14 protein-coding genes and 1 tRNA gene are annotated in these 14,557 nt (G+C 45.3%); 5 read left to right on the forward strand and 10 right to left on the reverse strand.

Going from position 1 to position 14,557, the window contains the following annotated elements; all coding sequences use genetic code 11:
* Window positions 1-56: 56 nt before the first annotated feature.
* From NIES208_RS18985 to NIES208_RS11195, 7 genes are all read right to left on the reverse strand, one after another.
* Window positions 57-233, reverse strand: coding sequence for a hypothetical protein (locus NIES208_RS18985; RefSeq protein WP_171971756.1), 177 nt, complete (start codon window positions 231-233; stop codon window positions 57-59).
* A 399-nt stretch (window positions 234-632) separates the two neighbouring features.
* On the reverse strand, window positions 633-965 hold the full coding sequence (locus NIES208_RS11170) for a hypothetical protein (protein WP_075892744.1): 333 nt from the start codon (window positions 963-965) through the stop codon (window positions 633-635).
* 186 nt (window positions 966-1,151) lie between these two features.
* A tRNA-Arg gene (locus NIES208_RS11175) sits at window positions 1,152-1,225 on the reverse strand.
* A 12-nt stretch (window positions 1,226-1,237) separates the two neighbouring features.
* Complete coding sequence (locus NIES208_RS11180; protein WP_075892746.1) at window positions 1,238-2,941, reverse strand: hypothetical protein; 1,704 nt, start codon at window positions 2,939-2,941, stop codon at window positions 1,238-1,240.
* Between the two features lie 54 nt (window positions 2,942-2,995).
* Window positions 2,996-4,705: a hypothetical protein gene (locus tag NIES208_RS11185; protein ID WP_075892748.1), complete on the reverse strand. Its 1,710-nt coding sequence runs from the start codon at window positions 4,703-4,705 to the stop codon at window positions 2,996-2,998.
* Between the two features lie 49 nt (window positions 4,706-4,754).
* Window positions 4,755-5,768: an ABC transporter ATP-binding protein gene (locus NIES208_RS11190; protein ID WP_225875298.1), complete on the reverse strand. Its 1,014-nt coding sequence runs from the start codon at window positions 5,766-5,768 to the stop codon at window positions 4,755-4,757.
* A gap of 313 nt (window positions 5,769-6,081) precedes the next feature.
* Window positions 6,082-6,279 (reverse strand): DUF2949 domain-containing protein, encoded by a 198-nt coding sequence (locus NIES208_RS11195; protein ID WP_075892751.1) that lies wholly within the window; start codon window positions 6,277-6,279, stop codon window positions 6,082-6,084.
* A gap of 694 nt (window positions 6,280-6,973) precedes the next feature.
* Between NIES208_RS11195 and NIES208_RS11200 the strand changes: the two genes are divergently transcribed.
* The 4 genes from NIES208_RS11200 to bioU all read left to right on the forward strand — a co-directional run bounded on the left by NIES208_RS11200 (window position 6,974) and on the right by bioU (window position 9,536).
* Window positions 6,974-7,315, forward strand: coding sequence for a histidine triad nucleotide-binding protein (locus NIES208_RS11200; protein ID WP_075892753.1), 342 nt, complete (start codon window positions 6,974-6,976; stop codon window positions 7,313-7,315).
* 60 nt (window positions 7,316-7,375) lie between these two features.
* Window positions 7,376-7,945 carry a gamma-glutamylcyclotransferase gene (locus NIES208_RS11205; RefSeq protein ID WP_075892755.1) on the forward strand — a complete coding sequence of 190 codons (570 nt, stop codon included), beginning with the start codon at window positions 7,376-7,378 and terminating at the stop codon, window positions 7,943-7,945.
* 48 nt (window positions 7,946-7,993) lie between these two features.
* On the forward strand, window positions 7,994-8,479 hold the full coding sequence (locus tag NIES208_RS11210) for an acyl-CoA thioesterase (protein ID WP_075892757.1): 486 nt from the start codon (window positions 7,994-7,996) through the stop codon (window positions 8,477-8,479).
* Between the two features lie 70 nt (window positions 8,480-8,549).
* The gene (bioU, locus tag NIES208_RS11215; protein WP_075892759.1) at window positions 8,550-9,536 is read left to right on the forward strand and encodes a (S)-8-amino-7-oxononanoate synthase BioU; all 987 of its coding nucleotides are present in this window, start codon (window positions 8,550-8,552) and stop codon (window positions 9,534-9,536) included.
* Between the two features lie 85 nt (window positions 9,537-9,621).
* Here bioU and NIES208_RS11220 read toward each other — a convergent pair whose 3' ends face one another.
* The gene (locus tag NIES208_RS11220) at window positions 9,622-11,769 is read right to left on the reverse strand and encodes a GUN4 domain-containing protein (RefSeq protein ID WP_171971757.1); all 2,148 of its coding nucleotides are present in this window, start codon (window positions 11,767-11,769) and stop codon (window positions 9,622-9,624) included.
* Window positions 11,770-12,470: 701 nt separating this feature from the next.
* Here NIES208_RS11220 and NIES208_RS19675 point away from each other — a divergent pair.
* Window positions 12,471-12,593, forward strand: a complete 123-nt coding sequence (locus NIES208_RS19675; protein ID WP_282956448.1) for a hypothetical protein — start codon at window positions 12,471-12,473, stop codon at window positions 12,591-12,593.
* Window positions 12,594-12,660: 67 nt separating this feature from the next.
* Here the strand turns inward: NIES208_RS19675 and NIES208_RS11225 are convergent, their stop codons facing one another.
* Entirely contained in the window at window positions 12,661-13,863 is a 1,203-nt protein-coding gene (locus NIES208_RS11225; protein ID WP_075892763.1) for a glutathione S-transferase family protein, read from the reverse strand.
* A gap of 185 nt (window positions 13,864-14,048) precedes the next feature.
* Window positions 14,049-14,330, reverse strand: a complete 282-nt coding sequence (locus NIES208_RS11230; protein ID WP_075892765.1) for a hypothetical protein — start codon at window positions 14,328-14,330, stop codon at window positions 14,049-14,051.
* Window positions 14,331-14,557: the final 227 nt, after the last annotated feature.

The raw sequence follows: 14,557 nt of genomic DNA on the forward strand, positions 1-14,557 counted from the left end.
GCTCTCCCATTCACCGCGTCGTACTTCCGAGCATGCTTAAGCAAAACTCACGTTAGCTACGCCACAATAACTTGGGTTTTGCCAGATTTTAAATTTTCAGCCAGAATTTGAACCATATTTAACTGCTGCTGGGTCATTTCGTCAGACCATAAAGACTGGGTAATCACAGCTTTCATTTCTGGGGTAATGAAATTTTGGATTAGAGCAGTTTCGAGAACAGTTTGAATTGACATTGGTATTGACTCCATCGACGCAAAAGAAATTATTGCTTGTCTCTATGCCTTTAGTATCCTGCTATGCCAAGGAAATCGCTGTGACGGTATTGGTGACTTAAATATGAACTTCGTCAGAGGGCGAGCCGATAACCATTACAGGGAGCAATGGATAAGTGTCTATACTTCGGGTGATTTTAGTCACAGGAGTATCCATTGACCGAAACACGAAGCTACGGCGAAGGTCACTAAAATTAGTCGAAATTCACCGGATTCAATTCTTGTAAAGTAAGGTTTTCAGCCTGTAAATGGGCTCAATTTTTTTGGCGATCGCCATAGTCTGTCCATGACAGATAAAAAGCAGCTAAACCGATCGTAATTAGAGCCGTTCAGGTTTGATGCTTGGTGGGAAACACATTATTAGTTGCCGCAGCAGCGATCAATGCCGAGGCTGTCGAGAATAAGATCACTAACGGCATTGGCAACAGCAAACTCACCATAGAAGGATTCTTTAAAGTTAAAGGCGCGCATTTCAGTCACAATTGCAATGACGAGAGAGCCTAGGTCATTTTCGCCCTCGAGCCGCTGACGCACATAAATTTGCTTAGCTCGTTCGGCAATTTTGATATTGGCCGGTTCTGGTAAAAATTCTTCGTCTAGCCATTTTTGGAGCGATCGCCGTAACCATTCTCCTTCAAGCTCAGGATCGGTAATCGGCGGTAAGGTGATGGGTGAGATGGGTTCAGCCGACATATTTTCAGACAGTGTTACTTCTAGAGAAAACTTAATAAATCAGTATAACAATCTACTCGAAGGACTTTTGGAAATGTCAATAAAAAACGACCAATGTTTAACATTGATCGTCCCAAAGTTTTTAGTAGACAGAATAAATCTTGTTTGTTGATTATGTCTAAGTACGCCTAAAAATAAAGTGCGGAGCGAGCACGGAGGGATTCGAACCCCCGACCCTCAGAACCGGAATCTGATGCTCTATCCAACTGAGCCACGTGCCCCTAATCAGCTTTCTAGGTTAGCACGTTTTTTGAGGATCTGGCGGCAGGGGTCAGTAAAGTCTTTAGTTCGGAAGCGCCTAAGCGATGGATAGATGTTTGGATGTAGCGAGCTCCTGCGACCATGGCGACCCACTGACCGGCGATCGCCCACAAGGCAAGGGCTGAAATGGCCTCGACAGAAGCCTGAATGGGGAAGGCGGAGAATAAGCCTAAGGCGACAACTGAGGGAAAACGATGGTTAAAGATAACAAAAATCAAGAAGGGGGCAATGGTCAATGTACCGAGGGAGGCCACTAACATCATGTTACGTTTTCGAGTTTGTAAGAAAATAAATTGCACAATACAAGCACAAATAAAGAGAAAGCCAGCTTGCAAAATTAGTCCCTGGATCACCGCAATTTTTGATTCTAAAAATGGGTCATTCGCCGCAACAATCGCCATAAGCCCGGTAGAGAGCAGGAGCATTACACCGATCGCCAATAGTGCGGGACTGCGATCGCCCCACAGTAAATCACTCCAAAACCGCTGGGCATAACGGCCGGTATGACGATCTCTAAACCAATCTTGTACCCGCTGACGTGTCGGCGTGAGACAAAAAGTTAAAGAGAAAAATAGCGCGAGGGAAAAAACTTGTAATGTTTCAAAATTGTCCATTAAGCGATATTCGCGTTCGCCCACAGCGGCAAAACCAGTCATCAAAAATGTGGTTAAAATTGCTACTGCGTAGGCAGTTCGCTTCGAGATCATCGTCGCTTGAGGCTCGTAGAAGCGCCGCTGAATCCCCTGCCAGGCGATCGCCGTTAAGACGAAATAATGACCAGCCATTAAACCCAGACCGAGTAAACCCACAGACCAGCCCGTCGAATGGAACCACTCCATCGCAAACCAACCATTCGGCTCAAAATAATGCACCATCTCTACATCAAGGCTATTGCCATCCACGAGGTAGTAGAAAATATTCCCCGGATAGAACATTCTCAACCAGTCAAAGGGGGTATTACTAGGCAGGTTTGATTCTAGCCCTGCAATGGTCATAATCATCAGGTAAAAGCCTAAAGCGCCGCTATATAACCATGCTTGAAAACCGCCGAAGAAATCCTGCCCCACAAAGCTCCACATCGTGGACAAACTATAGGATGCGATACAGGCGGCGATCGCCACGAGATAAACCATCCCAATCCAAGGCAACGCGATACCAGCCTGTAAACCAGCCCAGAAATGTAAAGGCAAAGCCAAGGCAATGCCGAGATACACAAGACTGGGAACCCCAAGAATTTTGCCAATGATAATGCGGTGTAATGCCTGGGGACTCAAGCGAACGAAGCCCATAGTGCCCCGTTTTTCTTCCTTAATCAGATCTGCACTAATTAAATGGGAACCGACAATGAGCAGTAGACCCATGCCAACAATGGTAAGACAAACAAACAGATCTAAATTCCACAGCTGCCAGTTGATGTCCCAGGTATCTCCCATGGTTGTGGCAATGCATTCGTAGGAGGAGCGCCAATATTCGTCGTTATAACCTGTGCAGTAACGGCTATAGGTATTTTTTAGTAATGGATCGGGCAAGGAGCCGAGATAACCCAACAGCATGAGGAGCTGGGCAACCAAGGATGTGCCGATGGCGATCGCCAAATTCCGTCGCCGGAAACGCCCCTTCAACTCCCGAAAGAGCTGGGGATTCCAATCACCAATGTGGTCGAGTAGCTGTGTCATAACGGCAAAAATAGTCAGATCTACAAAAAATCAAGAAAACAAGCAGAATTCCATCTAGGCAATACTTTTGGGGGCATTGGCCAATAATTGTTTCATCTCAGAAGCACCAATGTGCTGTAGTCGTTTTTTCATCACCTGATGTAATGCAGCGATCGCCGCCACCTGTCCTAATAAGGTCGCCAAAATCGTTGCCGTTCCCGTAAATTGGGTCACCATCACGGGGGCAACCGTCCAGAGCCAAGGCGCTGGGGTAAATTCTGGTTGCGTCGCGGCGATCGCCAAGGTCACCACAGGCAACACCACACAACCCACCACCACCACCATCGCAGCAACAGAGCGTTTACGGTGGCGATTTAGCAGAACCAACATACCCGCAGTCGCGATCAGCATCGTGATCAAGCCTTGCATCACTAATCCACTGGAAAACTGCCAGATATATTTCCTTTCGATGAGGACAAATCCAGACACAATCATCGGCAGAAAACCGATCACAATATTTAAGGCGATCGCCCAAATTGCCGGGCTACGCTCCCCAAAGAGCCATTCTTGCCAGCCATACTTGCCTTGGTAACGACTCCAGTCTTGAACAGACTGAAATGAAGGCGATAAAGCAGCAACCAATAGCAACATATACAACACACAACCAACAGCAAGCAGCCCAAAATTTATGAGCCAACCATTGTAATCCGATGGCAAATAATAAGGTTCTTGCATCGTAAACCCAAGACTAGCAGTCACCAAAGAAGCCGTTAACCAATAACTTTGAGTTTTGCTAATGAGTGTCCCCTGGGCATTGTGGAACTTGCGCTTAAAGGCTTGGGCGCACCAGTACGTACCGACACCATAAATAGTAAAGTGACCCAGAATTGCCCCCAGCGCAGACCCCCACACAGGAATGCCATAGAACGAAATTTCGCTAAGACTATCGTACCGAAACCAGTCTGTTTGGTCGGCGATCGCCGTTGCCCCGATCAAGTATTGCAGTAAATGCATGGGATTAAGCAAAATCAATGCGTCCATCACATTCGCCGCATGGGCAGATTCATGCATGATGAATAACGTGCTTATCGAAGCGGTATAGAACAGCGCCCCACTGGCGAGCCAAGCTTTTAAAGCAGTGCCCCCCTTCCCGACGAGGGCATAGAGCATCGCCCCACTAAAAGTAAAAAGCAAACAAGCCGCCAAAACACCATAAAAAATCAAGACTAGATGTAAGGGAATACCACCTTGGATTGCAGCCCATAGATGTAGCGGCAGAGCAAAGGCAATCATGCCGTAGACAAAGGTCGGCACCCCCAAAATCTTACCGAGGGCGATCGCCCAAGCAGACTGGGGCGTTAACGTCACAAAATTCAACGTGCCTTGACGCTGCTCCTTACTTAAATCTTGGATGAGCAAATATGTACCGCCAACTAATAGTCCAAAGAAACCCATTAAGGTGAGGGTCATGAACATTTCAGTCCACCACAGCGGCCAATTGATCGTCGTAATATTACCGAGGGCATCTTCAATACACCAGCTATTACTGGTATAGAGATAATGGTTGGGATCTGCACCAGCGGGAGCAGTGCCAACACAATAGTGGCTCGTACTTTGCCCCGCATAGGGTAGCGAGCTAGAAAAGCTAAAGAAAATCAGACTCTGGACAATGCCAGAAACTAACGCTATTAAACCGAGGGATTTTAATGTCAGCCGGCCTTTGAGTTCTCGAAATAACTGGGGATTCCAGTCGCCAACACGGTCAATCCATTTATTTAAAAACATGGTTCTTTTTAAGGTGCAATAGGAGAAGAAACGATAAAAACGACAAAGTTTAACTAGTTTGCTGGTGGCCTAGCTTGAGGAAAATACTTTCTAAATCTTCAGTTTTGGCGTAAAACTCCGACACGGCAATATTGGCAGCTACAAGGTTCTTCAAGAGCTGGGTGCTATCTTCCGGTGTGCCGTCAAATTCAACTTTAAGCCGATGGCCGCCACTACCTTGGCGATCGCCTAGTTTTGATGGCGTTGCCCTTTCCCAATTACGCACTAGAGCATTATTTTTCAGTTCGCTTTCAAGGGCATCAAGGGATTCTAGGGTTGAAATCACTAAATGTTGACGGGACAGCCGCTGGTACAAATCACCGAGGGAAGTACTTTCAACGAGATAACCTAATTCCATAATACCCACGGAGGAACAAAGCTCTGCCAAGTCACTGAGGACGTGGGAAGAAATCAAAATCGTCATGCCCGCTTCCTGTAAAACCTTAATGATTTCGCGAAACTGCATCCGGGCAATGGGGTCAAGGCCAGAGACAGGTTCATCGAGCAACAGCAATAAAGGCTCATGGATAATGGTACGGGCAAGACTGAGACGCTGTTTCATCCCCCGCGACAGGGTGGCAATGCGATCGTCTCGCTTATGGGTCAGTTGCACCAGTTCTAAAACTTCACTTAGCCGTCTGCGCCTCCTCGGCTGGCGGAGGTTATATAAACGTGCAAAATAATCTAAATAATCCCAAACGGTTAAATCGTCGTAGAGGGGAAAATCGTCTGGTAAATAGCCGAGTCGTTGTTTGATGTGGGGATTGCTGTCGTCTCGTCTGAGGCGATCGCCGTGAATATAAATATCACCCAGAGTCGGTTCTTCCGCTGTGGCCAACATTCGGATTAGGGTTGTTTTCCCTGCGCCATTGGGGCCGATCAGTCCGTACACTTCGCCAGACTGGACTTGCAGCTCTAGATCGTTGACCGCAACATGGCGATCAAAGCGTTTCGTTAAATTAAACGTGGCGATCGCCAAATTCTCAATATCAGGGGGAGCAGCCAGTTCTGGAGTCATGGACATTACATTCACTAGATTTGTCTCCAGCTTAACGACTCCTTTTCTCGAATATGTCCGGCGTTACAAAATTGAAACAGCACCACAATCAGCCACCAGCAAACTGTCCGACCAATAGCAAGAATGGGTGAGATCAAAGCGATCTGCACCCACCCCGAAAATATAGATTGTAAAAGTCATAATGTCGCCTAGATTATTGCCTCGAAACGCGATTAGTTTGTAGCTATCGGCTTGGGCAAAGGAGATTCTGGAAACTTAGAAACCAAGGTAAGGATTATCATTGAAAAAAATACAAAGTAGGCGATCGCCCATGAACGACCTAAACAGCCGCCAGCCAATCATAAATACGGTCTAACTGCTCAAGGGTCACCAAACCATACTGCCAGAGCACCATTGGTAAAGGAGACAAAGCAGAATTCTTTTGCCAGTGACGATCAATCACAGAAATCGATTCGCCGGGAATGGACAACTCTTCCCTGAGGAAATTGATAAATTTGAGGTAGGTGATCTGGGTCATGATTGAGCAATAAACTCCAAGCTAAAATTGTGTTTTTATTGTGTGTTGAAATAGGACGGATAAAACATATAACTATGACAGTTTTAGGATTGTCTAAAGATGCACGTTTCTCTGAGAAAGCATGTACGCAATATATTCTGAAGAATCCGTACTTTTTGCTGTGCGTGTGATCACAATAAACCGTGATCTATCTGTCTCTGGGGAAATCAACTTAGCACCGAAACAAAACTAATGATTTAAGTCGCGAAACCGCTGATTAAGTTCCAGCCGTCAAATCTTACACATAAAGTTACAATCAGTCGAGCTCAACTGTCGCCAATCTATGGGCAGAGGGCTAAGGTGAATTTTGTACCTTAGAAAGTAGATCTTTCCCTGTGAGAAAAGTGTAGAAGCGTTCAAGGGGCAAAGACATTGTGTTTCGAATATTGAAACCTTTTGTTTCGCGGTGTCGCGCCAGCAAATTTACGCGAAGTTGAATGCTGTTGTTATGGAGTCAGCGGCAGTCTTTAGGCGATCGCCGTGGCTTCAGAACAAGTATATTAAGGCCAATATGTTGCGTAAGCAAAGAAATTCAGCTTTTCTTTGCGTTTGTGATCAAAAATAACTTACTGCTTCACCGAACTTAACAGAGACAATGTCGACCGATGGAAGCAGATACAATGTCGCTCTATAGACTCAACTTAAGCTACAGTCCATGAGCGATACGCTTTTCGAGAAAATTATTCGACGGGAAATCCCAGCAGATATTGTCTATGAAGATGATCTGTCCCTAGCCTTTCGAGATATTACCCCCCAGGCTCCTGTTCATATCTTAGTCATCCCGAAAAAACCAATTCCCATGTTGGAAAAGGCGGAGGCGGAAGATCAAGGGCTACTCGGCCACCTCTTGCTTGTTGTCCAAAAAATTGCGGCTCAAGAGAAGCTTGCCAAGGGATTTCGGGTGGTCATAAACAACGGTGAGCATGGCGGTCAAACGGTTTTTCATCTACATCTACATTTACTCGGCGATCGCCCCATGGATTGGCCACCGGGTTGATTTTTTGTTGCTTTAGCTCCAGCCTTTCGTTTATTTTTACCCCCTTGAGGTAAATTGCCTATGTCTTTTGATCCTGCTGCTTTTCCACTCCAAGCTGAGACCCATCACACCTCTAGCCCTCGGATTGATATACCGACACAGTTAGAAAGTTTTTATTATTTCGCCTACGGTTCTTGTATGTGTCCCGTGGATCTAGGACGAACGATTGAAGAGGATGCCCATTCATTGGTAATTGGTAAGGGAATTTTGCGGGATTATAAATTAGGGTTTAATCGCCTTTCCCCAAAGCGTCAAAGCTGCGGTGTATTAGATGTCGTGCCCCATCGGGGTAGCCATGTAGAAGGTGTTCTGTATAAATTGCCCTGGCGGGTCAGCGATCGCCTCGATATTCGGGAAGAAGTGCCCCATCAGGGTTATCGCCAAGAAACCATCGCCATCGAGTGTGGCGGCAAAGTTTACGGCAATGTGCGCACCTATGTTGTCGTCGACAAAGAACCTCAAGAGATCCCGCCGGATGACTGGTATTTCTATATTGTGATGCGGGGCGCTATGACGGCAAAACTATCGCCGGACTATTCTTGGCAATTGTTTAACCACATGAAACGTCTACAGCGCGGCGAAATCCATTAGTTTTTTTGTAAAATCACCTAATCAGAAAATGATGACGGAGAAAGTGTGATGGCAACCGAATCAAAAGAACTTCCCACCACGGCGATCGCCCGTACCCCAGACCTCCACGCCACCAGCGAACCTTGGTTCGAATACCCCATCACGGTTTATCCCCACCACACCGATTATGCTGGGATTGTTTGGCACGGCAACTATATCAATTGGCTCGAAGAAGCCCGCGTCATGTGTCTCAAATCTATCGGGATGGACTACGCCGAATTCGTTAAACTCGGCTGTGATTTACCCGTCGTGGAATTTAATGCCAAATATCACCGTCCCCTACGCATGGGCATGGCGGCGATCGTTAAAGTTCGTATGCGCGAGATGAAAGGCGTACGCATAGAATGGGAAAATCGGATCGAATCCCCCGACGGCAAAGAACTATACCTCACCGCCCAAGTTGTCCTTGTCAGCATTGACCGCGAGAAAGGCAAAATTATGCGTAAACTCCCCCCCACTTTTGTCGCTGCCTTAAGAAAAATTCGTGGGATTTAGCCCAGTTTCTGTCGATAATAGACAGTCGTTATCGCACCAAAAACATTTCAATTCTACAGAGAAAAAATCTATGAGTAATATCATCCGCGTCGGTGTCTTAGGCTTCGGAGGCTTAGGGCAAGCAGCCGCCCGCGTACTCGCGCCAAAATCTGAAATGATTCTCGTTGCCGCCGCCGACAAAAAAGGCTACGTCTACAATCCAGAAGGATTAGACCCCAACACTTGCATTACAACCTACAACTCCCAAGGGTCAGTCGGTCATGTCAAACATGGCGGTGTCCTGAGTAACGATAGCATTGCTGACCTAATCGAAAACTCTAATGTTGACGGCTTTTTTCTCGCGTTGCCGAACCTCCCCAATACGTTCATGGCTGATGTGACTCGCCAATTCGTAAAGTCTGGCTGGAAAGGCGTTCTCGTTGATGCATTGAAGCGTACCAGTGCAATGGAGCAAATTTTTACGCTGCGGGATGACGTAAAAGATGCAGGCATTACCTATATGACAGGCTGTGGTGCAACGCCCGGTCTGTTAACGGCGGCAGCTTCTGTGGCAGCTCAGAGCTATGCAGAGATTCACAGCGTCAAAATCACTTTTGGTGTGGGTATCGCCAACTGGGAAGCCTACCGCGCCACCATTCGGGAAGACATTGCCCACATGCCTGCATTTGACGTGGAAAAAGCACGCGCCATGACCGATGCAGAAGTAGAAGCTTTACTAGACGAAACTAACGGTATTATCTCCCTCGAAAATATGGAGCATGCTGATGATGTGATGCTCGAAATGGCAGGTATCTGTTCCCGTGACCAAGTGACTGTGGGTGGCATTGTGGATACTCGTAATCCAAAGAAGCCCCTCAGCACTAATGTTCAGGTAACTGGGCGTACCTTTGAGGGCAAGCTTTCAACCCACACGTTTACCCTCGGTGATGAAACCAGCATGGCAGCCAATGTTTGTGGTCCTGCATTCGGTTACCTCAAAACTGGGGTTTGGCTCCAGAAGCAAGGGTTGTCTGGAATCTTCACAGCAGCAGAAATGATGCCTCGGTTTGTTCGTTAAGCAAGCAGTTTTGCTCACTATCAATAGATGGATTATGGTGTAAATGAAATACCTTCAATCATCACCATAATCTTTCGATATATCACTAGAATCGGCACTTTCTGAGTTTCCACGAAAATAGAGAAATAATCATCTTTTTACTCTCACCAGTTGCAAAAACCCACAGTGGCAAATGTCCGGATACATTGTTGACTGAAAAGTGTGACGCACTAAAATCAGCACGAATTTCCTGTTCACCGTCAGTTGTCCAATCTATAGTCGCTATAAATTTCTGGTAAATTTCGTTAGGTTTAGGATTTTCTAGATCCATAGCACAATCTAGCCAAACTTCTTGTTGAATACTAAATCCAAACTTGCCATTAGGATAATCTCCTGTTTGGCTATATTGCCTCCATAACTCATCAATCATATTAAGTTCTTGACAAGGAAATTCTTTGATGTCGTCTTCTCTTAAATAACCATTTTGTTCTCGCCCAGAAATATTCAACATAACCTGCCAAGTTTCTAAATCTGCATTAGCAAAATCTTGATCCTGTAAATATTTCTCTAAACGTTCAAATCGTAATGCTCTTAATCTAGTTTTAATTTCTGGATTGATTTTTCGTTTTTGTTCGCGGATACATTTTAAACCCAAGCTAATAGATGTTTTAGTTTGCAAGTTACAACATAATTCCAATAATGAATCAGGCTGAACTAATCCTGCATAAAGAACAATTGCTTCTTCCCAAGCGGTCCTTTCAATATTTTTTTTAATTAGATTTAATCCTTCTTCCCCAAGTCTAGCTAGTGCTTTTGCAGCGAGAAACCCTTGAAAACTCCAGTGGGAAAATTCATGTTCATTATCATGCTTAACAATGAGTTCACTCACCTCTTCAATTTGCTTTAGAAACGGATGCACATCAACGAGTTCATCACAATCTAGCTTCTGAATTTGCTGTGCGGTCAGTTCCACTAAATCTTCATAAAGGATGCGCGGCTCATCCTGCTTAATCAATACTGCCAACGCTACCCCTTGTAAAATCGGCTGGCTTTTTGTGTCCGGCAATAACATCTGAATGTTCCGAGCCTTTGGGCGATCTCGCAGCTGAAGTGTACAAATATCTTGATAAAGCTCTACTCGTCTCTGCGGTAAATCCGAGCCAAAATCATGAAGGTTCGCAATCATATTCAGTAGCAGCGGATTTTGCGCTAAAGCTCCTAGCTCTTTTCTTTCACTTAGCTGTGTGAGTAAATCCTCTGTTTTTCGTTCTGCTTCACTTTGTGCTTTATCTCGTTTATCTATCTCCGTCAGATCTTGACTAGGTATAGATGCAGACAACTCTAATTCTCGATACTCCCGCAGAAAATACCATTGTTGAACAAACTCTTTCTGCTGCTTACGGTTAAATGGCTGCGCAAACACTTTAGCGTCAGGGTAAAGTAAATAATCTTCATTAAATGCTCCAGGCCTAGATGTCACAAAAAAAATAGACTTGTCATACTCTTTCATCTGAGCATATATCCACTTGCTGATCTCTTCCCGCCATTCCTTTCGCACCTCATCAAATCCATCAAACATCACCAGCATCTTTCCTTCATAAAAGTGATTTTCTGCCCACCCTGAAGGTAGCTTCACTCTCCTCCCCCCCGGTAAATTTGGTAAATGAATATCTTCGATCAGTTGGGGTAATGTGAACTTTTTAATTCCACCATTCTCAAAAAGCTCTTTGAATCGATAATTTTTTTGGAGTTCTCGAAGATAAATTAAAACGGGTAAATATTGATCAACTTGATGTTTGTCCTGTCGTTTTTTTCCCAATGTAAAAGCAATATGACGCATCAGAGTCGTTTTCCCATACCCACCCCATGCCAACACTGCTATCCGTCGATAAATAGGATCTGTTTTTGCTTTTTTAATCAGTTTCCAAACACTAATGCCTTCACGCTCCATCCGTTCCAATTCTTGCTCTGGCTTCCGAAAAGGATTAAACCCAGCCTTTACTAAACCATCACTGCTGATACTGAGACGTAGAGGCACAAAAATCTGATCAAGCTGATGGACGACCCCTGCAAATCCTTCTGTTCTGATGGTGCTAACTTGATTCGCCTGACATTTCAGATATTTATCGTCAGTTTTCGCTAGTCGCCATTGCACTGCCCTAATAATCTTTGCCCGTAATGCCTCTATTCCTTTAACTGCTTTCTCGCCATCTTTGTCGCCTAGTTCCTCAGCTGCCGCCGCGAAACTATTCATAAAGCCGTCACTGTAGGACAGCCAAAATAGTGAACCCAACGTAAACGGAGCCGCCAACGCCGACACAACCCAATCTTTATCCAATATCGAATGGAGTAAAATCCCGCCCGAACCGCCAAGGGGCATCCATTTCACGAGTTGCCGCTGCACCCAACTGCCAGCTTTATTGCCAGATTTACGGCTAGTTGCGAGGTTATCTTTTTCTTTGGGGTCAGTCATAGTCGAAAGGGGCGAGGTCGGGATGCACCAAAACTAGAATCTAAAATATCTATTCCTTTTCAGGATATGTCAGGTAGCTTGAGACGATTTGGTCTTTTTTTGAAACCTACAATCAACAGAGTCTAAAGAAATTTAATCCTGACCTATCGAACTAGAGAAGCTGCAATACCATTCTGTTCAAGTAGATATGACGGATCGGGACTCTTATGTTTCAACTAGAAAACTTTTGGCTTAGCACGATTCTTCTGCCTCTCTTAGTTGTGCTGCTCAAATCAGAAATCGGGAGCATCTACAAATATTAGACAGTATTTAACAAAAGATCTTTTGATCAAGACCGCGACCCGAATACTCCCGATAGTTGCCAAGTCTATGACCCAACCACTGGCCAATGGAACGATGTTCTCATCCAGCGATATGCTTTTTCGTTCAAGAAAAGTAAAAGAGGTGTTTTCGTCCTCCATCCTGTCGATCACAAATTAGGCTTGAACAAAGACTGGGCTGCGGAACGTATTCCTCTCGATGCCTGGTCTGATATGCGTAAACGCCAATTACCACAACCCCTCAGCTCAGAAATTGAAGAGGCTTTAGCGCAAAAGCTATCGTAAAAATCAGTTCTTGCTGTCTGAAATCTCTAGGGGGCGATCGCCGTTCTTTTTTCTTTTTTTTAGTGCTTTACGCCCGAAAATTCACAGGATCTTGGTCGCGGCGGTGGCGCACAGGAATTGGTGTTCCTTGGCGATCGCCCGCTAATTTTGCCGTATTTTCCAAAGCTGTTCGCAGATGTTTCGCCGCATAAATGGACATGTCGCGAGGGACATTGACGCGATCGCGCAGATACCGCAAAGCCTTATCGGATTCTTTAGGAGGTTCGCAGGTTTCGCCTGTCATCATAGTGGTCAATGCGCAGCGCAAAGCCTGATCAAAAAACTGATCATTGGCAGGATTTACCTTAACGATATTGCGACGATGCAAAATCATTCGTTTTAGGGCTTCTTGCTTGGCATTTTCTGGCTCTGGATATTTCACGTCGGGCAAGCCAAACCATTCCCCTTCGTCTACCCGCACCTGATTGGCGATCGCCTGTTTTTCCCCATTGGCATAACACCCACCCATTTGTGGCGGTAAATCATGGACATGGGTATGGAAGTCACTTTGGGTGCCGCGATAAGTTTCCCGAGATTCCATCGCATCAAACCAGTCGGACATGCGCGGATTTTCTTCCCGCAGCGAATAACCTTTGTAATAAAACAAGCTGGCATTCATCCGCTCAACGTAGGGCGTAAAGATAACATCTGCTGTACTAAATTCTTCTAGAAAATAGGGGCTAGGCGTTGCAGCCAATGCTTTTTCGACTTGCTCCACAACTTGGATAAATTTGCGACGACTATCTTTATCTTGTCCCGGAAAAATCTGTGGGCGACAAAGCCAATTGCACCAAGCGCGAAATAATAATCTTTCTAAGCGACGCATGGGCAAAACTCTCGGATCTTCCATGCCAAATTTTAACGCCCCAAAAGTTTGCTCTAGCGCTAACAAAATATCGTCGCTTTCGGTAATCATGCGCCCGTCTAATTCCAAAGCAGGCAACATCCCAGACGGCACTTTGCGTTTATACCAAGCTTCCTTTTCGCCATAACAAGACATCGTCACCTTTTCGATGCGGTAGGGCACGCGCATTTCCTCTAGCCACAGCCAAACTTTTTGGCAGTATGGACACCAAGCATGATTATCGCGGTAGAGCGTTACCCGCACATCGGCTTCAGATTTACCAAATAATCTCAAGGTTGACTGGGCATTCGTCGGGCCATTGACGCGATCAATTTCAAAATCGGTAAGGGCTTCAAGTTCTGTCCAACTGAGGGGCGCAACGGTCATAGGTACTCGCTAATTTTGCATAAATGATGTCGTGAAAATATTATGACGGATTTTTGAGAAGAGGGCGATCGCCGTTTATTCACAACAAAAAAATTCCTTCCGTAGAAGAAATCTTAATTATTTTGGTTTTTACTCCAAAAAAGAAATTGAAATTGTTGCTGAATGAGAAAGAAAAAGCCTAAGCCTTAATGGGTCACAATTAACCACTGGAAAAAGAAGACATATGCACCGCAAAAAATTGCGAGAACAGACGTAACCTCTAAAACTGTAAGTAAATCGCTAACCATGGGTTTAGGCTCCAAGGGAAAGAAATTGTTGCTTGTCTCTATGCCTTTAGTATCAAGGGATATGAGGAAAAACTCTGTGATATAAACTTCGTACTTTGCGTGAACATCATCAGGCGATCGCCTGCCCATCGTTACGGGAAAATCATGGCTCAACACCCAAAAATATGTGACAAATATCACAAAAAAACCTCCGCAACGCGTGGTGATAGTCGCTAGAGGCTTTAAACAATTTCTTTCCTATGACACTAATATAACGTGAGTTTTGCTTAAGCATGCTCGGAAGTACGACGCGGTGAATGGGAGAGCGAGAGAGCGAGAGATGTTTCTATGCAAACAATCCTACTAGCTTTCAAAAAATGCAAATTTTCGTTGCTTCCCCGTGTCTCTCCCTCTCCGTGTCTCCTTTT

The sequence above is a fragment of the [Limnothrix rosea] IAM M-220 genome (assembly GCF_001904615.1).
GTDB lineage: Bacteria > Cyanobacteriota > Cyanobacteriia > Cyanobacteriales > MRBY01 > MRBY01.